At 67.5% G+C, this 20,442-nt stretch carries 14 protein-coding genes; 6 read left to right on the top strand and 8 right to left on the bottom strand.

What is annotated here, in order from left to right:
• Nucleotides 1-25: 25 nt before the first annotated feature.
• Nucleotides 26-472, bottom strand: a complete 447-nt coding sequence (locus N803_RS05740; protein WP_035903216.1) for a hotdog fold thioesterase — start codon at nt 470-472, stop codon at nt 26-28.
• Nucleotides 473-520: 48 nt separating this feature from the next.
• Between N803_RS05740 and polA the strand changes: the two genes are divergently transcribed.
• Nucleotides 521-3,190 (top strand): DNA polymerase I, encoded by a 2,670-nt coding sequence (polA, locus tag N803_RS05735; protein ID WP_035903214.1) that lies wholly within the window; start codon nt 521-523, stop codon nt 3,188-3,190.
• Here polA and N803_RS05730 read toward each other — a convergent pair.
• The 3 genes from N803_RS05730 to N803_RS05720 are packed head-to-tail and all read right to left on the bottom strand — an operon-like array spanning nt 3,147 to nt 7,902.
• Nucleotides 3,147-4,397 (bottom strand): MATE family efflux transporter, encoded by a 1,251-nt coding sequence (locus N803_RS05730; RefSeq protein ID WP_035903213.1) that lies wholly within the window; start codon nt 4,395-4,397, stop codon nt 3,147-3,149. The genes polA and N803_RS05730 overlap by 44 nt on opposite strands.
• On the bottom strand, nt 4,394-6,445 hold the full coding sequence (locus N803_RS05725) for a hypothetical protein (protein ID WP_035903212.1): 2,052 nt from the start codon (nt 6,443-6,445) through the stop codon (nt 4,394-4,396). Before N803_RS05725 ends, N803_RS05730 begins: the two co-directional genes overlap by 4 nt.
• Nucleotides 6,442-7,902, bottom strand: a complete 1,461-nt coding sequence (locus tag N803_RS05720; RefSeq protein ID WP_035903415.1) for a bifunctional glycosyltransferase/class I SAM-dependent methyltransferase — start codon at nt 7,900-7,902, stop codon at nt 6,442-6,444. Before N803_RS05720 ends, N803_RS05725 begins: the two co-directional genes overlap by 4 nt.
• A 116-nt stretch (nt 7,903-8,018) precedes the next feature.
• On the opposite strand from N803_RS05720, the gene N803_RS05715 reads away from it, so the two are divergent.
• Nucleotides 8,019-8,870, top strand: coding sequence for a 2OG-Fe(II) oxygenase (locus N803_RS05715; protein ID WP_052111830.1), 852 nt, complete (start codon nt 8,019-8,021; stop codon nt 8,868-8,870).
• Between the two features lie 61 nt (nt 8,871-8,931).
• Here N803_RS05715 and N803_RS05710 read toward each other — a convergent pair whose 3' ends face one another.
• Both N803_RS05710 and N803_RS05705 read right to left on the bottom strand, forming a co-directional pair.
• Complete coding sequence (locus tag N803_RS05710; protein WP_169743046.1) at nt 8,932-10,095, bottom strand: acyltransferase family protein; 1,164 nt, start codon at nt 10,093-10,095, stop codon at nt 8,932-8,934.
• Nucleotides 10,096-10,110: 15 nt separating this feature from the next.
• On the bottom strand, nt 10,111-11,259 hold the full coding sequence (locus N803_RS05705) for an acyltransferase family protein (protein ID WP_084764057.1): 1,149 nt from the start codon (nt 11,257-11,259) through the stop codon (nt 10,111-10,113).
• A gap of 95 nt (nt 11,260-11,354) precedes the next feature.
• Here N803_RS05705 and N803_RS05700 point away from each other — a divergent pair, with 95 nt between their 5' ends.
• Nucleotides 11,355-13,157 carry an MmpA family trehalose lipid delivery protein gene (locus tag N803_RS05700; RefSeq protein ID WP_483790087.1) on the top strand — a complete coding sequence of 601 codons (1,803 nt, stop codon included), beginning with the start codon at nt 11,355-11,357 and terminating at the stop codon, nt 13,155-13,157.
• Nucleotides 13,154-13,291: a hypothetical protein gene (locus N803_RS18230; protein WP_156969665.1), complete on the top strand. Its 138-nt coding sequence runs from the start codon at nt 13,154-13,156 to the stop codon at nt 13,289-13,291. Before N803_RS05700 ends, N803_RS18230 begins: the two co-directional genes overlap by 4 nt.
• 95 nt (nt 13,292-13,386) lie before the next feature.
• On the opposite strand, the gene N803_RS05695 is transcribed toward N803_RS18230, so the two are convergent.
• On the bottom strand, nt 13,387-14,493 hold the full coding sequence (locus N803_RS05695) for a glycosyltransferase family 4 protein (RefSeq protein ID WP_084764055.1): 1,107 nt from the start codon (nt 14,491-14,493) through the stop codon (nt 13,387-13,389).
• Nucleotides 14,494-14,569: 76 nt separating this feature from the next.
• On the opposite strand from N803_RS05695, the gene N803_RS05690 reads away from it, so the two are divergent.
• Both N803_RS05690 and N803_RS05685 read left to right on the top strand, forming a co-directional pair.
• On the top strand, nt 14,570-15,304 hold the full coding sequence (locus tag N803_RS05690; protein WP_035903205.1) for a class I SAM-dependent methyltransferase: 735 nt from the start codon (nt 14,570-14,572) through the stop codon (nt 15,302-15,304).
• Nucleotides 15,305-15,354: 50 nt separating this feature from the next.
• On the top strand, nt 15,355-19,308 hold the full coding sequence (locus N803_RS05685) for an alpha-(1->3)-arabinofuranosyltransferase domain-containing protein (RefSeq protein ID WP_156969664.1): 3,954 nt from the start codon (nt 15,355-15,357) through the stop codon (nt 19,306-19,308).
• On the opposite strand, the gene N803_RS05680 is transcribed toward N803_RS05685, so the two are convergent.
• Complete coding sequence (locus tag N803_RS05680; RefSeq protein WP_035903203.1) at nt 19,216-20,406, bottom strand: acyltransferase family protein; 1,191 nt, start codon at nt 20,404-20,406, stop codon at nt 19,216-19,218. The genes N803_RS05685 and N803_RS05680 overlap by 93 nt on opposite strands.
• Nucleotides 20,407-20,442 lie beyond the last annotated feature (36 nt).

Below are 20,442 nucleotides of genomic sequence, written 5' to 3'. Positions count from 1 at the left end.
TCGGCACTTGGCACCGCCCGACGGTTCAGCTGCCGGGAGGCGCCTCGCGCACGAGGCAGGTGATGCGTGAGGTGCACACCCGCTTGCCGTCCTCGGCGCTGACGACGATCTCCCACGCGCTGAGGGTGTTGCCGGTCGAGATCGGGGTGGCCACGCCGGTGACGAGTCCCGACCTGGCGGCGCGGTGGTGGGTCGCGTTGATGTCGGTGCCGACGACGATGCGGTCGGGACCGGCGTGGATGGCCGCTCCGATGGACCCCAGCGTCTCCGCGAGCACGACCGATGCGCCGCCGTGGAGCAGGCCGTAGGGCTGGGTGTTGCCCTCGACCGGCATCGTCGCGACGATGCGGTCACGGGTCGCCTCGGTCACCTCGATGTGCATGCGGTGCAGGAGTGAGTTCGGGTTGAGCTCGTTCAACTGCTTGACCATCGGCAGCAGGTCGGTGGTGGGGTCGATCGGGGACTGGCTCATCGGTGGTCGCCTTCTGTCTTGTCGGGGGCTGGCCATAGGCTGCCATGTGTGAGTCGCCTCCTTCTCCTCGACGGTCATTCCCTTGCCTACCGCGCGTTCTTCGCGTTGCCGGTCGAGAACTTCTCGACGAGCACGGGACAGCACACCAACGGGGTCTACGGCTTCACCTCGATGCTCATCAACGTCCTGCGTGACGAGAACCCGACGCACGTCGCCGTGGCCTTCGACGTCTCCCGACAGACCTTCCGCTCGGAGGAGTACGCCGAATACAAGGCGACTCGTTCCTCCACCCCGAGTGAGTTCCAGGGGCAGGTGGCGCTCGTGAGGGAGGTGCTCGACGCGCTCCGCATCAAGCACGTCCAGCTCGACGGTTTCGAGGCCGACGACGTCATCGCGACGCTCACGACCATGGCCGAGGCCGAGGGCATGGAGGTCGTCATCTGCACGGGGGATCGGGACGCGTTCCAACTCGTCACCGACAAGGTGTCGTTGATCTATCCCGTTCGTGGCGTCTCCGACGTGTGGCGGATGGACCCCCAGGCGGTCGAGGAGAAGTACCTCGTGCCCCCCGAGCGCTACAGCGACCTCGCAGCACTCGTCGGCGAGACGAGTGACAATCTTCCGGGTGTGCCCGGTGTCGGTCCCAAGACGGCTGCCAAGTGGCTCGGTCTCTACGGCGACCTTCAGGGCGTCGTCGCCCACGCCGACGAGATCAAGGGCAAGGCGGGGGAGTCCCTGCGGGAGCACCTCAATGGAGTGCTGCGCAACCGCCGGCTGAATCAACTCGTGCGCGACCTCTCGCTCCCCGTGACGATCGCCGACCTCGAGCGGGCGACGTGGGACCGCGAGGAGGTCCACAAGGTCTTCGACGGTCTCGAGTTCCGCGTGCTGCGCGATCGTCTCTTCGAGACCTTCGACGCCGCACCCGACGAGGCCGAGGGCGGCTTCGACCTCGACGCCGAGGTCCTCACGTCGGGCGAGGTCCGGGCCTGGCTCGACGAGCACGCGACGACCGAGCCGACCGGAGTCCACGTCGTGGGCGCGTGGGGTCGCGGGACCGGTGACGTCACGGCGTTGGCGCTGGCCACGGCCGGCGACCACGCGGCATACATCGATGTCGTGGACCTTGACGAGCCCGGCGAACAGGCGCTCGCGGGATGGCTCGCCGACCCGGATCGGCCCAAGGTGCTGCACGACGCGAAGGGACCGATGCACGCCCTCGAAGCGCGGGGTATGCCGTTGCGTGGAGTGACGATGGACACCGCCCTCGCGGCCTATCTCGTCAAGCCGGATCAGCGCAGCTTCGACCTCGCCGACCTCGTCGTGCGCCACCTCGGGCGTGAGCTCAAGGCCGAGGAGCACGCGGGTGGGCAGGGCGTTCTCGACTTCGGGACCGATGACGAGGTGGTCGGTCAGGACGCCATGGTGCGCGCCCGTGCAGTGCTTGACCTCGCCGGCCCGCTCGGTGAGCAGCTCGACGCGACGGGCGGCGCCGAGCTGCTGCGTGACATCGAGCTGCCTCTCGTCGACATCCTCGGCTCGATGGAGCGGACCGGCATCGCCGTGGACACCGATGCGCTGAGTTCTCTGGCGGCCGACTTCGACGCCAAGGTGCGTGAGGCCCAGCAGGATGCCTACGACGCGATCGGTGGCGACACGATCAACCTCGGGTCGCCCAAGCAGCTGCAGACGGTGCTCTTCGAGACGCTCGGGTTGCCCAAGACGCGCCGCACCAAGACCGGCTACACGACCGACGCGGACGCGCTGACCGACCTCTACGCCAAGACCGAGCACCCGTTCCTCGAGGCGCTGCTCCGGCACCGGGACGCGACCCGACTCCGAGTCACGGTCGAGGGGCTCATCAAGTCGGTCGCCGAGGACCAGCGGATCCACACGACCTACATCCAGACGATCGCCGCGACGGGGCGCCTCTCGTCGACGGATCCGAATCTCCAGAACGTGCCGATTCGCACCGAGGAGGGGCGACGCATCCGCGATGTGTTCGTTGTGGGAGACGGCTACGAATCGCTCATGTCGGCGGACTACAGCCAGATCGAGATGCGGATCATGGCTCACCTGTCCGGCGACGAAGGTCTCATCGAGGCGTTCCGGACGGGGGAGGACCTGCACCGTTTCGTGGGCGCGCGGGTGTTCTCGGTCGAGCCGGAGGACGTCACCGCCGAGATGCGGAGCAAGGTCAAGGCGATGAGCTACGGCCTGGCCTACGGGCTGTCGGCATTCGGCCTGTCCAAGCAGCTGTCGATCTCCACCGGCGAGGCGCAGGGGCTCATGGACGAGTACTTTGCACGGTTCGGCGGGGTGCGCGACTACCTCCACGAGGTCGTGGCCGAGGCGCGCGCGACGGGTTACACCGCGACGATGCTGGGTCGGCGCCGCTACCTGCCCGACCTGACCTCCGACAACCGGCAGCGACGCGAGGGTGCCGAGCGGATGGCGCTCAACGCACCGATCCAGGGGTCCGCTGCCGACATCATCAAGCTCGCCATGAAGGGCGTCGACGGTGCCCTCCGCGAGTCCGGGGCGAAGTCGCGGATGCTGCTCCAGGTCCACGACGAACTCGTGCTCGAGGTGGCACCGGGCGAGCGGGACGACGTCGAGGCGCTCGTTCGTGCCGAGATGGGTCGGGCCGTCGAGATGGACGTCCCGCTCGACGTCAGCGTGGGTCTGGGGCGTTCCTGGCACGACGCGGCACACTGACCGCGAGGCCGACCACGGCGACGACGAGGGACGCGGCGAGGAACGTCGTCGCGACCTCTGCGACGGAGCCGTGGCGCCAGAGGACGACCGCGAGCGTGGCCACACCGACGGCGGCCCAGACGAGATAACCGACGACGTGACGTCCTCGCGCGGCACCCCAGAAGACGAGCACCTGGGCCAGGGCCCACGCCCCACCGAGAGCGGTGAAGACCGGCACCAGCGTGCCGAGATGCGTGTATGCCGTCCCGCCGACGATGCGGATCAGTGGACTCTGGAGGAGGGCCGAGAACGCGACGCCCACGGCAACGATGGCGGCGGTGCCGCCGAGTGCCACGAAGAGGGGTCGCGTCCCCTTCGCACGGGACATGTGCGGGAAGAGCACGGTCGCCAGGAAGGCCGGCCCCCAGAACGCGGCCTTCGCGAAAAGGCTGAGGACGGCATACGCGCCGGAATCGGCTCCTGAGAGAACGTGACGCGCGACGGGGGTATCGATGGTCGAGGCCACAAGAAGGGCGGAGGTGCCCGCCATGCCTGCGAGGACCCGGCGGACCTGCGTGGGGACGTCCGCGCTGAGGGCGCGGGCCACGTCTCGCCGGACGAACAACAGTGCGCCCAGCGCCGTCAGCCAGGCCGCGAGTGAGGTGAGGGCCATGACTCCGGAGACGCCCCAGCCCGCCCATCCGGCTGCGATGCCACCACCGGTCCGGGCGATAGAGACGATCGCGTACAGGGAGCCGAGGGCGACGAAACGCTCCGACCCCTGAAGACTGCCCTGCACTCCGGCCGTGAGGCAGGTGGGGAACATGGCGGCAGCCACGACGAGGACGGGGAGGTAACTGTCGAGGTGAAGGGCGCGGACGAGCACGGGGGAGACCGCAGTGACCGTCAGGGTGACGATGAGCCCCACGATCGCGCCCGTCCGCAGCGCACTCGCATGCGCATCCGGACGGCGATGGGCCACGCGCCACGCGCTGACGAGTTGGGTGGAGAGTGCCGCCACGCCAGCGATGATGACGAGATTGAGGAGCGACGCCACGGCGCCCAGGTCGTCCGGTCCGAGCTGGCGGTTGAGGATGAGAAACAGACCGTAGGCAAAGACATTGGCCAGGAGCGTTCCGACGGCCACGGCCCCGGCCTTCAACGACGTCGCCCGGGCACGTGCTGGAGGTGCCTGCTCTTGGTCGGTGGGCGGCATGGTGGTCGTCATCGGCCGAGGGCTGACTGACTGGTCAGACGCTCGCACAACGGTGGCAGCGGTCCCCACTGATTGGAGACCCGCGCGTGGTCGGCGGTGCCCGGATCGCGGTTGGCGATGAAGGTCAGCTCGGTGAGTTCGTTGTACCAGTCCTTGTTCCACTCAGTCGTCGGCAGGTACAGGTCGTAGTCCGAACTGCCATCGACGCTGATCCGGGTCTCGAATCGATCGGGCAGCCCATGAGCGGTCACCTTGATCGGGCGACCACGCTCCACGGGGAACCATGGCGAGTAGAAGTTCCCGTCCTGATCCTCGATCACCAATCGGGCTTGCGGAACTGAGCTGGCGAACTCCAGGGACACTGTCCGGTCCTCGATGCCCAGTTGGTTGAAGAGCGGCAACTTGCCGGCGCGGTAGCGCACGAAGGTCGGCGTGACGGTCACGATCATGTCGCGCTGTTCGACGACGTTCCACGGCTCGTACTGGTCGCCGGTGTTCACGTAGAGGGCTGCACAGTCACCGACGACGTGGAGTCCGTCGGTCATGCCATCGACGGGAAGGAACTTGGTATGCGTCACCAGCTTCGAGACCGCCGAATTGGGTCCGCCGCTCAGTTGTTCCTGGAGGGACAAGTAGCGGGTGAGGTCGTCGCCGCGATGGGTGTGCGCCGCAATCAGTGAGGCCGTCGCCATCTGCGCGGCGATGCTGAAGGCGCAGAGAACCGACATCATCCCCACCATGGCTCGGCGTGCGATCCCGGGAAGTGCGTCGATGCCGGGCGCCAAGTACCACGCCCCGATCGTTCCGACGACGACGAGGCCGGGGACGAAGTCGCTCGTGTAGCGGTGGGCCAGGTAGCCGTACTCCAGGACGGCGCCGCCAATGACGGCTGTACCCACGGCCGGCCACCGCAGGGCCACGACCGCCGCGGGTGCCTTGCGCTGAAGCAAAAGAGGAACGGCGGCCAGGCACAAGAGGCACAGCAGTGGCATGAATGCCGTGATGCTTCCGGTTCGGTAGGTCTGATCGAGGAACGCGCCGCCGTAGGACTTCGCGGGTTCCGACGGAAGAGTGATCCACGGGAAATAGTCGACGAACCGGATGCCGTCGGGCCGGAGGTAGTTGACCAGCGTGGTTTCGAGGAACTGAGGCCCCGTGATGGTGCCGCCGTTGATCTCGAGGGCCTCGCGGCGGTGCGCGTTCACCTTGGTCCAGACCTGGGACTCAAGCGGGAAGAGATAGGGGTGGCCGAACTTGATCCAGTTGTAGGTCACCGAGGCCACAGCCGGGCCGAGGCCCGCGCCGAGCACGGCCCAGGGGATGATCCGGCGACGGTCCTGGAAGTCGGAGCGCCGCCGCCACAGGAGCCATCCGCCAAGGCCCATGGTTGCTGCGCTCAGGGCGATTCCTCCCGGCGTTCTGGTCAGGGCCGTCGCAAGGACGAATCCGCCGAGCCAGGCAACGGAGTCGCGCGTCGGTTCGAGGGCCACGCGAAGCAACCAGTACGCGGACCCGACCGCGAGAGCCGTGGCCCACATGTAGACCTCGTGGTACACCCAGGGCAGCGCCGCGTCGAAGGTGAGGACCGTGCCGCCCGTGATGGCGGCCAGCAAGATGGCGCCCAGGGCCTTGTCCGTCCCGCTCAACGGCGTCCTGGGGCGAAGGCATTCGCGAACGAGCCAGACGAGCCGAGTCGCGGTGATCGCGAGAACGGCCCAGGCCAGTGCCATGGACAGGAGAGTGAGTCGGCCGTCGAGTTCGTGCGTGAGCATCTGCACCGGCACACGCAGGAGGGCGGGGAACGGTGGGAAGTACATATAGGTCTTCCCGCCGATTTCGAAGCCTTCAATGCCCAGTGCCCCGTTGGGAACGTCGAGGCGTCCATCGAGGAAGGCAGTTGCCTGAAGATCGAAGAAGTTCGAGGCGAATCGCTTCGCCACAGCCGTTCGCAGTGGGTCGAGGCGGAAGTTCAGGAGAATCAGGAAGAACGGAACGCCACCGAGGAGAAGTCCGAGGGCGGTGGGTGCAGCAGGGGTGCGCGGCTGGGCGACAGAACTCAAACGCGTTCCAACTTGTAGAGGAACTGATAACCGAACAGCGTCGGGCGCACCTTCACGGCAGCACGGTCGACAGCGGAAGCGTATCGGGCGGCCTTCCCGACGGCGGTGCTGCCACCCCGCTCGAGGACGTCCAAGGGTGAGCCGACGGTGCGCCGCTCGACGATTCGGAGACCGGCCTGATCGATGAGCCGCTCGAAGCTGCGCCGGGTGAAGAAGCGGACGTGACCTCGGTCCAGTGGGCCTCGCTGGTCGTAGTCGAAGGTGCCAGAGGCGGCGCGGATGCGCGGGTACCAGTGCCCGAAGTTGGGCACGCTGACCAGAATGCTGCCGCCATCGGCAAGTCGCGAGACCATGTCGGCCATCAGGGCGTCCGGATCGATGACGTGCTCGAGCACATCACCGGCAACGATGGCGTCATAGTCCGATCCCGCCTCCCGAGGAAGGCCCTGATTGAGGTCAGCCTCGACGAAACCGTCAAGCCGCTCACCCACTCCGTCGTGCTTGACGAGATCGACTCCGACGACGTGGTGGCCCATGGCGCGAACAAGCCCCGCAAAGTGGGCATCCGAGCAGCCGACGTCGAGCACCTTGGCGGACGGCATGGCCGTCAGCCAGTTCAGCAGCTGCCCGTGGGACGAGTGCGGGCTGTGCTTGATCTCGTAGGCCTGGGTGTCGATCCCGCCGGCGCTTCCCCCGCCGAAACCCATGCGGTGTGCACGGTGGCGCAGGACGTCCATCGTCACATCGCGCGCGTAGGACATCCCGTTGACGTAGCAGATCTCGTCGCCGTAGTACGTGGGGATCGGCACCTCGACGATGCGCTTCTGGGCCCCCAGCATCCCAAGGATGATCTCTGTGTCGAAGTCGAAATCGTTGGAGTAGTCGGCGAAGGGCACGTCGCGGAGTGCGTCGGTGCTGTAGGCGCGGTACCCGCTGTGCCACTCCGTGAGGGAGGCGCCAGTCATCGCGTTCTGGAAGCCCGTGAGGACGCGGTTGCCCACGTACTTGTAGAGGGGCATGCCGCCCTTGCGCGCGGAGCCTCGTTCCATCATGCGGGAGCCCATCACCACGTCGGCCTCGCCGTTGACGAGCGGCTCGACGATGCGGTCCATGATCTCGGGCGCGTACTGCCCGTCGCCGTGCAGCATGACCACGATGTCCAGACCCTGGTCCATGGCCCAGCGGTAGCCGAACTTCTGGTTGCCGCCGTAGCCCAGGTTCTCGACGTGCTTCACCACTGTGAGGGGGAGGGTCGTACCGGACTGGTACTCGAGCCCGATCTGATAGGTCTCGTCCTCGCTGGCATCGTCACACACGAGAACGTGCTCGATCTGCGCGCGGAAGTCGTCGGGGATGCGATCGAGGACCGCGCGCAGCGTCGATGCTGCGTTGTAGGCAACGACCAGGACGCCGATCCGTGGCGCAGCGGTGCGGTCGGTCCTGCGAACTGACGTCATCGTCATCCCTCTCCATGCGCCCCACATGGGGCCTTAAGGCACCTCGAGACCCGAGGCACCGTGAGATCTTACCCATTGGTAATGTTCGGCGGCTACGCTCTGGCATACTCCGCGGCATGACTGTCGCCACCCTCGTAGATCTTGAGTCCCTGCGGGCTCGCCTGCCGGAGCTTGCTCCGAGCTACCAGTCCGCACAGCCGTTCCCGCACGTTGTTGTCGATGACGTTCTCCACCCGGAGGCCTTCGCTCGTGCGGTGGAGGAGTTTCCTGCGATCCGAGACCCCTTCTGGAAGGGCTACCTCCACGTCAACGAGACCAAGTACGGCAACACCCAGCCGGACACCTGGGGCACGACGCTCAACGCCATCGCCAAGGAGTTCTGCTCGCCGGAGTTCGTCTCGTTCCTCGAGGAGCTCACGGGCATCGAGAACCTGCTGCCGGACTGGAGCATGGACGGTGGTGGCCTCCACCAGACGCTGCGTGGAGGACACCTGAACATCCACGCCGACTTCACCACGCACCACGAGAAGCTCAACTGGAGCCGGCGGGTCAACATCCTCCTGTACCTCAACGAGGAGTGGCCCGAGGAGTGGGGCGGCCAGCTCGAACTCTGGGACCAGAAGATGACCGCAGCCCAGGCCAAGGTCCAGCCCGCGGGCAACCGCATGCTCATCTTCACCACGAGTGATGACAGCTTCCACGGGCACCCGGACGCGCTGACCTGCCCCGACGGGGTGGCTCGCCGTTCGATGGCGCTGTACTACTTCACCGAGGAGGCTGCGCCCGTGCGGAAGGCCACGAACTACCGGGCCCGCCCCGAGGAGTCGGGCCTCAAGAAGGCCGCGATCGCAGTGGATCGGAACGTGCTCGACGTCTACGACCGGACGCTGCGCAAGGTGGGACTCGACGCCGACAAGGTGAGCGGTGTGCTCGAGAAGGTCAACAAGTTCCGCCGCCCCAAGAAGTAGACGCACGACGAACAGCCGAGAGGCCGGGTCCCGGGCACATGCCCGGACCCGGCCTCTCTTGTCACGAACTCCGGCTCGATCGCGTGCGGCTAGCGGGACGGCTCGTGGGTGAACTGTTCCCTTCCTTGCGCATCAGGTTCGAGGTCCACCGTCGAACCGGCTCGTCGACAAACCTGTGGACCAGTGACACGAGGACGATCAGAACTGCGGCCGTGGCCATGGCGCGGGAGAGGTTGCTCCAGTCCTTGGTGTGCCGCGACATGAACCAGTAGACCGGCAGGTGCCACACGTACAGGGTCAATGACACGGTCCCGAGACGCGTCAGGGGGGCTGAGCCGAACAGCCGGCCGACGGGCCCCCCGTCCGTGCCGCCCATGGAAGCGGCGACGACGAAGACGGCCGTCGCAAAGGCGATCACGATGCCCTGGCCCTTGAAGTACGCGTCGATCCCGAGCATTGAACAGCTGAAGATCGTGCCGATGATCAGCAGGGCTGATGCCCCTGCGGCCGCTGGCGCTTCCCGGCGCCACTGTTGCACCCGGTCCCACATCAAGCCTGCGAGCACGCCGTACAGGGCCGCATCCGCACGAGTCGACGTCCGTAGTGAGGCGCTGTACCAGCCCTCGGTGTCGTGGACGTACCACCGCCACCACGTCACGGCAGCGATCAGTGCCACGACCCCGATGGTCAGAAGCGTCCGTCGACGACCCCAGAACGCGATGGCCAGCGTGAGGAGGAGGAAGACGTGGAGTTCGGCATTCAGATACCAGAGGTGTCCCAGATCGGGGCGTGCATCGAGCGCGTGGTCCCTGACGTACCAGTTCCACGTGTAGGTACCGATGGCGACTGCCGATCGCGTGTTCGTGTCCGGGCTGGTCGTGTCGGTTGAGTCAACCTCAGCCAGGACCAGGACCGCGAGCAGGACCAGGTAGATCTGTGCGCTGATCCGAAGCGTCCGCCGCAGCAGGGGGCCCAGCAGGCCCGACGGGCCGGATGTCTCGTGCGCGCGAAGCAGGCTACGAGTGAACAGAAATCCACTCAGGACGAGGAGCATCGAGACGGCGATGTTGCCTCCGCGGAACCATCCGTCCAGCGGTGCAATGTCCTCGAGCCGGTCGAAGGGATACACGATCCACACGTGCGCAAGCACCACGAGGAAGACGGCGAGCCCACGGAGGCCGTCGAGGGTCGCATTCCGTGAGTTGGATCGTTCGGTGTCTGGCACGGCCGTCACCGTATATCACTTCACGTTGGCCCTTGCCTCGCTCGTCGGAAGTGCCGGCGTTCGGAACAGTGACGAGGTTCGAAGCCAGCGCCGCGTGGGTGCCTCGATGAAGCGCTGGGAGATCACGGTGACCGCGGCGAGGAGGCCCAGGCTCAGGAAGGTTCGTGAGAGGGGCGTGAGGGCCGGCGTGTGGTGACTCACGGTCCAGAAGATAGGGAAATGCCAGACATAAAGGGAGAGGGATGCGTTGCCGAGCCAGACCAGTGTGCGGCGTTGGAGGACAGTCGTGGCGAATCCCGCCCGCTGCGTCTTGCTCGTGACGGCGGCCACCAGGAGCGTGGCCACCACCACGTAAACCACTGACCACTCGCGAAGGTATTGCTGCGAGCCCAGTTCGGGTAACAGAGCGATGAGGAGGCCGAGCGCCACCAGGGCGCCGTTTGCGACGTGCTTGTTCACGGCACCCCGGTCAGGGATCCACGGGGCCAGGCACGCAAGGGCTGCGCCGAGGAAAAGACCGTCGGCCCGGGTGAACGTTGACAGGGACGCGGCCCATTCACTGTTCGGGCCGCCGTTCAAGACCACGAACCGATGGATGATCACGCCCACGCCGGCGGCGATGAAGACCAGGCCGAGCGCTCTGCGCCAGCGAGAAAGCAGCAGGACGGCAATGGGGAAGGCCAAGTACACCTGTTGTTGCACACTGAGGTACCAGAGGTGACCCAACTCGCTGCGCGCCTCCAGTGCGTGATCGATCAGGTAGTTGTTCCACGTGAACGTCAGCACGCTGAGAACGGACCTGATGGTGGTCGAACTGTCCGAGGTGTCGGTGTCGTCGTAACGCGCCAGCACCAGGATCGCCAGGGCAAGGGGCACGAGCTGCACGCCGAGTCGGACGATCCGTCGCAGATAGAAGCGGAACGGATCCAGCCGGCCCTCGGCGTTCTCTCGGAGCAGGTTGCGCGTGACGATGAACCCGCCGATGACGAAGAACATGGTGACGGCGCCGCCGTTGAACACTGCTCTCACGATGGGGAATCGGTCGAGCGACTCCTTCGGATACACGATCCACAGGTGGCCCAGCACCACGAGAATGATGGTCAAACCCCGGATGCCGTCCAGGGCATCCATGCGAGCACTGGTCTGCTGGGGCCGGGAATCCATGGCATGAACGGTAATCGCTGCCCCGGCGTCAGCCCACCACGGCGGCTCCAACCGATGGCATTGGTAGGTTCACTCCGACCAGAAAGGGCCACTCAATGTCCATGGGCTCGTCAGGTTCACCCGCGGGGGTAGGTGACCGCGCCGGTGGCCTTCGATCCGATCTCGGAGAGGTCGGACAGGTGCGGGGGCTCGTCATCCTCTGCTCCGTGGTTCTGGCTGGCGTGATTCTTGGGCCGGCACTTGGCCGCGGTGTCGTCCTTGCCTACGACCTTGCCTGGTCACCAGATGCGCGCCTGACACCCTTCGCGACTGGCATCACGACGCCCACCCCTCGCGCCGTGCCCAGCGACGCCTTCGTATGGCTTCTCGGCGCAGCCATCACGCCCTCGTTGGCTCAGAAAGTGGTGCTCGCAGCGCTCCTGATCGGCGCGTCTCTCGGTGCTGCCGCTCTCCTTCGCGAGGTGCGCCCTGTGGCGGGGCGTTGGGGCCTCTGCGCCGCAGCCCTCGCGGCGGTGTGGAACCCCTTTGTGTCCGAACGTCTCGTGATCGGACAGTGGACTGTCCTTCTGGGGTATGCCGTGTTGCCGTGGGCCGTGCGTGCCGCACGTCGCGCCGTGGTCGGCCAGACGGGCTCACTGCCGGTGGCGCTCTGGTTGGGGGTGAGCGGTGTTGGTGGAGTGAACTCCGTCCTGCTCGTGGTCCTGGGCGTGTTCGCGATCCTGCTGGCGGGAGCGAGGCGGGCGCCACGGCGGATGATCGCGCACCTCTGTGTTGCCACCGGTGCGACCCTCGGGATCTCTGCTGCGTGGATGGTGCCTTCGCTGGTCGCCGAGATCGCCGTGGACTCCAGGTCCGTAGCCGCGTTCGGCCCTGCCCCCGACACGCCGCTGGGGGTGTGGGGATCGCTTGTCAGTGGGGGCGGCTTCTGGAACGTCGCCGCCCATCCGGCAGCCCGTGACACGGTCTTCGTCTCCGTGACTGCCGCGGCACTCTCCCTGGTGGCCATGGGCATCTACTTGGTCGAGGTCCGGCGTCGGAACGCCCTGGAGCTCGCGGCACCTGTGATCGTGGGCGCCCTCGTGGTCGTGCTGAGTGCCCTGCCCGCGTTGCGAACGATGTGGGAGTGGCTCGTCACCGAGGTGCCGGGCGGGGGAGCGCTGCGCGACAGTCAGAAGTTCCTTGCCCCATGGATGGTTGCGGTTGCCGTGGGAGTCGGTCTCGTCGTCGACTCGTTGCGCCGAGACCGACGTCCGTGGGGGACTCCCGGCGCGGTGGTGGTCATCGGTTCTGTGGTGGTGTTGTCGAGCCAGTTGGTGTGGGGTGTTGGCGGTCGGCTGGACGCGGTGCGAGTGCCGGCCGACTATCGGGCGGCCGCGGCGGCGCTGTCGACCATGCCTCCGGGCGAGGTCGGGGTCCTGCCCTGGAGTCAATATCGACGCTATGCCTGGAACGGCGACCGGGTGTCGCTCACCCTCGCCCCCCGCATGATCGATCAGCGAGTGCTGAGCGATGACTCCCTTCCACTCCGGTCGGGTGTCATCTCGGGGGAGTCGCCGCGATCTGCTCAGGTCTCCGAAGACATCGCCTCGGGGCTCACTCCGGTCGCGGCTCTGTCCCGGGCCGGAGTGCGCTACCTCTTCGTGGAGCGTGGCGCTGGATTCGAGGAAGACGGGACCGACGAGGCAGCCGCGCGGGCCGCGGGTCGAGTGGTCGCCGAGACCGAGTCCGTGCTCCTCGTCGAACTGCCCGGAGGCGGGTTCGGCGCCGTGCAGATGCCTCGCGCCAACACAGTGGGTTGGGAGATCACGCTCCTGACCTCTGTGGTGCTCGTCACCCTTGGAGGGGTTCGTGTGGTTCGCCGAAGGTTACCCGCCGGTCTGTTACGATCTCGCCCATGACCACTGCTCTCGGATCCGTTGCTGCCGGTGCCATTCTGGCTCTGGTGGCCATCTTCGGCGGCGTCGCCGCCATTTCGCCCTCGGCCAACTCGGCTGCCAAGAGCGAGCGCGTGGTCATCTACGACGCTCCGTGATTCACGCGTCCCAATGGACGCAATCGAAGAGGCCGGCCCCTGCGGGAGCCGGCCTCTTGGTGTGACCGCACCCCTCCGGCGGACACTCGAAGCAGTCAGCATCGGCGTGACGCAGCTGCCGTGAGGGCTCGTTCCCATCGGTCAACCGACTCGTCCCAATGGAACTGAGTCACCCACTGGGCCACCTCTTGACTCATGTCGTGACGCAGGGCGTCATCGGTGAGGAGCAATCGGACGGCCTCCACGAACGCATCGACTCCTTGATCGACGAGCAGACCGGTACGACCGTGGACGATGGAGTTCGTCGGGCCACCCGCCTCCGAGAAGGCCACGGTTGGTGTTCCGTGCACTCCCGCCTCGACGACCACGAGGCCCCACCCCTCCTTGAGGCTCGGCATCGCGTGCACCCACGCTCGGGCGAGGAGGCGGTGCTTCTCTGCCTCGGAGACATGCCCGTGGAACGTGACCCGGTCGTTCAGGCCCAACGCAGTGGCCTTCTCGTGCAGGTGGGTGTCCCACCAGCCGCTCCCGACGATGTCGAGAGTGAGAGTCGGCAGCTCATCTCGCAGCCGATCGAGCGTCTCCAGCGCGATTTCCACGCGCTTCTGCGGGACGAGGCGACCCAACACGATGATGGTCGGCTCCGTCGACCGTGGGGTGTTCCCGGCAGGTGTGTGATCGGTGCCGTTGTGGATGACCTGAATCTGAGGTGACCGAACACCCAATCCGGCGAGTTCGGCCTTCGTTGCGTCGCTCACCGCGACATAGTCAGTGCGGCGATAGACGATCGGAGCCAGGCGGGACTCCAGCCACCATCCGGCCTTGGCGAGTCGTGGTCCGAAGACGACCGGCCACTGCTCCTTGTGGACGTGGTGGACCAGATTGACCACCGGTCGACGGGTCAGGGGGCTGAGATACGGCATACCGTTCTGGACGTCGACCACGACGTCCACGTCGTAGCGACGCACGAGGTTCGCCATCAACGCGCGGGGGTAGATCCCCAGGCGCCCGCCGCGGCGGATGTAGCGGACTCCGTTGACGACCTCCTCGGCCACCGCGCCGGGATAGGCAGCGGTCCGGAAGGTGATCTCGTGGCCCCGTGCGGCCAATCCCTCGGCGACAGTCACGAGATACTTCTCGGCACCGCCCGCCTCGGGGTGGTGCATGTCGCGCCAGTTGAGCAGCAGAACCCGGAGGGGCACGGCGCCGTCACCTCCACGGTGCAATCGAGGAACGAGGGTCGGAGCTGGCACAGAGGGAGGTGGTTAGATTCCCGTCATGCATCGCACGTCGACCGGCAGGTACCGAACAGTAGCAAGGTCGGTCACCCTGTTCCGATCGTTCCTCGTCGAGCAGACGGACCCGGAACGGTTCTACACCGATGTCGCCGAGGACACCATTGCCCTCATCTCACGGCACGAGGACCTTCGGGGTCGGACGGTGCTCGACGTCGGTGCGGGACAGGACCAGTTCGGTCGCCGATTCGTCGAACACGGCGCTCGATACCTCGCCGTGGACATCGAACGCGGATCGCTCAATCCTGGTCCGGAGAGCGGTGCGGTGGTGGCGCAGGGAGAGCGGTTGCCGTTCCCCGACGGGGTGGCCGATGTCGTCATGTCGAACAACGTCATGGAGCACGTCGTCGACCGTGGGGCACTCGTCGACGAGATGATGCGAGTCGTCCGACCCGGGGGCCTGGTCTTCATCTCCTACACGGCGTGGTTCGGCCCGTGGGGTGGTCATGAGACCTCGCCGTGGCACCTCCTGGGCGGGGAGCGGGCGCGTGCACGCTACGAGCGCAAGCACGGCCGCGCCCCCAAGAACCGCTTCGGGGAGACGATGCATGCTGTGACCGTGGCGGAGGGTTTGGGCTGGGCACGTGATCGTCTGGACGCGGAGCTCCTCGAGGCCGCACCTCGCTATCACCCTGACTGGGCGGACCTGATCCTGCGGGTGCCCGGCCTCCGGGAAGTGGCCAGCTGGAATCTGATGTTGGTCCTCCGTCGCCGGTGAGGTGGAGGTGGCGTTTCCCTGACCCCGCTGTCTGCGCGGGGCTATTGGTCGTGTGGGCAGTCGCGGCCTCCGTGGCGCCGGGTCGGATCGCTGCCGACACCAAGTCCGATCTGTACGTCGATCCGTGGGGCTTCCTCGCGAGTGCCCTCCATCTCTGGGACCCGCAGGTGTCATGGGGTGGTCTCCAGAACCAGGCCTACGGCTACCTGTTCCCGATGGGGCCGTTCTTCGGACTGGGCTCCGAACTGTTGCCCATGTGGGTCGTGCAGCGGTTGTGGTGGGCAACCCTCCTCACTGCGGGCTTCGCAGGGATGCTCGGTCTTCTGCGGGCGCTGCAGGTGGGTGGTCCGCGAGTTCGTGTGATTGCGGCCCTGGCCTACGCCCTCGCGCCGCGAGTGGTGAGCACCATCGGCACGGTGTCGTCGGAGGCCCACCCGCAACTCCTCGCCCCCCTGATCCTGTGGCCGCTCGTGCTCGTCGATCGCGGGCGACTGGGCGCGCGCAAGGGGGCAGCCCTCAGCGGGCTCGCGGTTCTGTGCTGCGGTGGGGTCAACGCAACGGCGACCGCTTTCGCCGTCCTGCCCGCGGCCATCTGGTTGGTGACTCGCACGCGGTGGTGGCGGCGGACCGTGACCTATTGGTGGGTGGCGTGTGTGGCCGCGGCGACCAGCTGGTGGGTGGTCCCACTGCTGACGCTGGGACGCTACTCGCCGCCGTTCCTCGACTGGATCGAGAACGCCGGGACGGTCTCGTCCCAGATCACCCTGCTTGACGTCCTCCGGGGGACGACCCATTGGCTCGGCCATCTCGTCACGGCTGGTGGTGCCTGGTGGCCAGCCGGGCAGCAGATCGTCTCGGCCAGGTCGAGCATCCTCTTCACGACGGCCGTGATGACGCTGGGTCTCGTCGGCCTGGCGCTGCGAGGGCTGCCGCACCGCACTTTCTTCCTGGCACTGCTGGCCACCGGTCTGCTCGTGATCGCGGTTCCGCACGAGGCTCCCTTCGGTTCCCCGCTCACGGAACAGGTCCAGGCGGCGTTGGACGGGCCACTGGCACCACTCCGGAACATCCACAAGGCCGACCTCCTCGTGCGGCTGCCACTCGCGGTCGGATTGGCGCACCTCTTGGGGCGAGTCCCCGAGTGGAAGTCCCGGGTGGCCTGGGCCCGGGAGGCGGTCGTCGGCGCTGCTGCACTGCTCGTCGTCGCCGCGGCGGCTCCCGGCTTCAGCGGCGCGATCGCTGCGCGCGGCACCTTCACCGAGTACGCCCCTCAGTGGCAGCAGCTCGGCTCATGGCTCGATCAGCGGCCGGGGGAGCGCGCCCTGATTGTGCCCGCGTCCAGTTTCGGGGAGTACGTCTGGGGTCGTCCCATGGACGAGCCGCTTCGCGCGTTGACAACGGCCGCGTATGCCGTTCGCGATGCGGTTCCGCTGACGCCGGCCGGGACCATCCGGCTGCTCGACGAGGTCGAGTCACGCCTCCAGACCGGCAGGTCGCTCGATGGTGCCATGGCGATGTTGCGGCAGTCCGGGGTCCGGCACCTCGTTCTCCGCAACGACCTGTCGACGGGCGCCTCGGGGCAACCGCCGGTGGCGCTGGCCCGCTCTGCGCTCCTCAACTCACCCGGCATCACCCTGACCAAGGGCTTCGGGTCCACGTGGGTCGACGCAGCGAATGAGCGGGTGTTTCCGCTCGAGGTCTACTCCCTGGACGGCGTGGTCGCGGACGAGCTGACGCTCTGGAACGCTGCCGACGTCATCGGTGCCACGGGAGCTGCGGAGGATCTGGCCCGGTTGGAGGACGCAGGTCTGGGTGGTCGGCCGGTCATCTTCGATGGCGATCTCACGAGTGCCCTCATGCCCGAGCGAAGCGTGGTGACGGACGGCTTCCGGGCGCGGACCAGATGGTTCGGCGCACCCCGAGGCCAGGACGTGACGAGCACGTTGACGCAGGACGCAGCCCGGCACGCGCCGGACTATCTGCCTTGGGGCGACGTGAACCGACGATCGACGATGGCCTACGACGGGATCCGTGATGTCTCGGCCACGACCTCCGTCGCTCAGGACTACCGCGTGGGTGACCTGCAGCCGGCTCACCGACCCTTCGCGGCCATCGACGGGAACCCCACCACCTCGTGGGTCGTGACCGGGGATGCGTCTCCCGAGCTCCGGGTGGAGTTCGGACGTGCCGTGCAGTTGCCGTCGGTGTCGATCCTGCCTCTGACGAGCCGGGACCGGTTCGGGGACGCGCTGGGTATCGCCACCCGAGTGGTCGTGTCCACCGACCATGGTTCTGTCGAATCGCGGTTGTCGACGTCGGGGGAGCGCACGGCGATCTCGTTGCCCTCCGAACCGACGACCACTCTCCGGGTCCGGATCACGGCCACCACTGCGGGGTCACCGGCGAGCACCCTCACCGGGCTCGCGGACGTTCGCATCCCTGGCATCGAACCTCGAGAAGTTGTCCGGACGCCTGAACGCGCGGCCGCCGGCGTGCCGGCCGACAGCGCGATTCTGGGTGCCGACCTCCCGGGTCGGGATGGATGCTCGGCGGTCCACAACGAGATCCGGTGTCTGCCGGGGATGCTCCTGGATCCCGAATCGTCGGGAGCACTCACCCGCGACGTGACGGGACTCGCTGCGGGGACGAGTTCCTTGCGGGGCACCCTGGGAGTCGACCCGCAGGCGCCGGCGGCGAGCCTCCTCGACGTTGCGGGTGTGAAGGTCGAGGCGTCCAGTCAGCGCGGGTACGCACCCGCCGAGCTCCCCAGCGCGCTCATCGATTCGGACGCGCGCACGGCGTGGAGCCCCTCCGGGTCGGATCGCAGCCCTTCGGTCACCCTCACCCTCGATGAGCCGACCCGTATCGACGCCCTTCGCTTCCAGGTGCGGGGGGACTGGGCCAGGAAGGCCGCCCCGGCGCTCACGGTGGATGTCGACGGCACCGAGGTCACGCGCAGGCTCCCCGAACACGGCGTGGTGACGTTCCCTGCCATGACCGGCCGTCGGATCACGGTCACCTTCGTCAACGTTCCGGGTCCGGGACGTCCGGGTCTCGCGTCCCTGGAGCTCGAGGAGATCGAGCTGCTCGGTCACCCCTTCCAACAGCCAGCCGCCGAGGTCGCTGCGTGTGGGTCTGGTCCGCAGGTGACCGTCGATGGTCGCACCGTGCGCACGTCGGCCACGGCCACGCACGAGGGTCTCCTCGGGCTGGCCGACATCACCTGGTCTGCGTGCGAGCCCGTGGAGTTGGACTCGAGGGAATCCCATCGCATCGAGGTTGGCGTCTGGCGTGGCCTGGTCCCGCGCTCAGCCATCCTCACCCGCGACGACGGTGCCGACGACAGCCCGTCGGGGGCGACGGTCAGCAGCAACCGGGTGAGCCCGACCGAGGTTCACGGAGCCATCGCGTCCGGCCCCCAGCGACTTCTCGTGATGGCGGACAACGCCAATGCGGGGTGGCAGGCGCGGTTGGACGGCACCCGACTCGAGCCGCAGGTCGTGGACGGCCGGAGGCAGGGCTTCGTCGTGCCTGCGGAGGCTTCCGGGACGCTCGTCATCACGTTCGCGCCGGACACTCGGTATCGATGGGGACTGTTCGTTGGACTCCTGCTCGCTGGGGTGGTCTTCGTCGGCGCGCTGTGGCCCGAACGGCGACGAGGCCGCACCGAGGCGCCGTCGGTGGATCCGGCGATGCCCGACGTTCGCCACCACGATCTCCGCGTGACGGTGGGGCTCCTGATCGGGGCCGCCGTGATCGCCGGTCCCGCAGGGCTGGCAGTGGGGCTCGTCGGCGTGGCCGTGACCAGATTCTCCGGGGGCCGGCACAAGTGGGTCCTCACGGCCGCCGCCCTCCTGGCGTTGTCCGCCGCCGTCGCCCAGGCGTGGTTGGCCCCCGGCGCCGTCGGTGGGTCAGCTCTGGAGGGCTCCCTGCGACTCCTCGTGCTGGGTGCGTTCGTGCTGGCGATGTCGCCGCCGCGCGAGCACCCGTCCGGCGAGGCGTGAAGCCGGCACTTCGACCCAGTAGTGGCTGACCGCTGACAGAAGCAGGGTGATAGGGAGCCCGACTGCGAGCAGCGGGAGGAGTCCCCCCGTGAAGTTGGCGACTCCCGTGACGTCGTAGATCGCCATGAACACCGGGAGGTGCCAGAGGAAGACGCCGTAGCTGATGACCCCGAGCCAGCGCATCCAGGGCAGGCTCAACGCGTGCGAGTAGGTGGAGGGTCGCCCATGGGTCAGTGGCAGCAGCAGGCAGAACGCGACCAGGGTGCCCAGGGCTGATCGCACGAGGAGTTCGGAGCCCGTCGCCGGTGCCACGGTCAGGGGCCCGGTGATTGCGGTGGTCGACAACAGGTAGGCGCCACCGGCGACGGCGAGGCATCCCACTGTGTCACCGCCCCACCTGTGCAGAGTGCGCGAGATCGCGTGATCGGGGAGCAACAGCGCCTCTGCGCACAGCATCCCGATGAGGAACTGTGGGCCGCGCGCGTGGAGCCACATGTGGGTGATCACGTCGACGCCGAACACTTCGCCACTGCGCAGGACCGACAGCAGGGTGAGTCCCACGATGGCGACAACCATGACGACCAGCGGCCCCGCGGGGTGCCGTCGTCGGAGCGGGCTGAGCGCCATGACGACGAAGGGAAGCGCAACGTAGAACGAGATCTCGGTCGCCAGGCTCCACGACTGGTTGAAGGACGAGATCCACGCGTCGCCGACATAGATCTGGAGGCCGGCGACATGCAGCAGCCAGTCACGCAGGGGTGGGTTGGCGAACACCACGACAGCGGCGAGCGTGACCCAGTATGCGGGCAGGACGCGGGCTGCCCGGCGGAGGGCATAGGCGCCCACGGCAACCTTGCCCGAGGGTGCCGCGATGAGGCCCCGGTGGAGGAGGAAACCAGAGAGGGCGAAGAAGATCCCCACTCCGAAGTCGCCGCGGGACCACAGCCGTCCCACCAGGTCGCCGGTCGCTCCGAAGCCGGTCAGGAAGGCCGCGTGGGTCAGGATGACCAGGGTGGCGGCGACGGCGCGCAGGCCATCGAGCGCCGGGATCACGGTGACCGCACCGACGGGTGCGGTGCGTGCTGGCCCTGTGCTCATGGGGGCACTGTAGGGGAGACCCACCTCACCGGCCCG

The sequence above is a fragment of the Knoellia subterranea KCTC 19937 genome, from assembly GCF_000768685.1.
Lineage (GTDB): Bacteria > Actinomycetota > Actinomycetes > Actinomycetales > Dermatophilaceae > Knoellia > Knoellia subterranea.
Note: the sequence above shows the minus strand (reverse complement) of the source record. Positions and strands in the feature narration are given on the sequence as shown.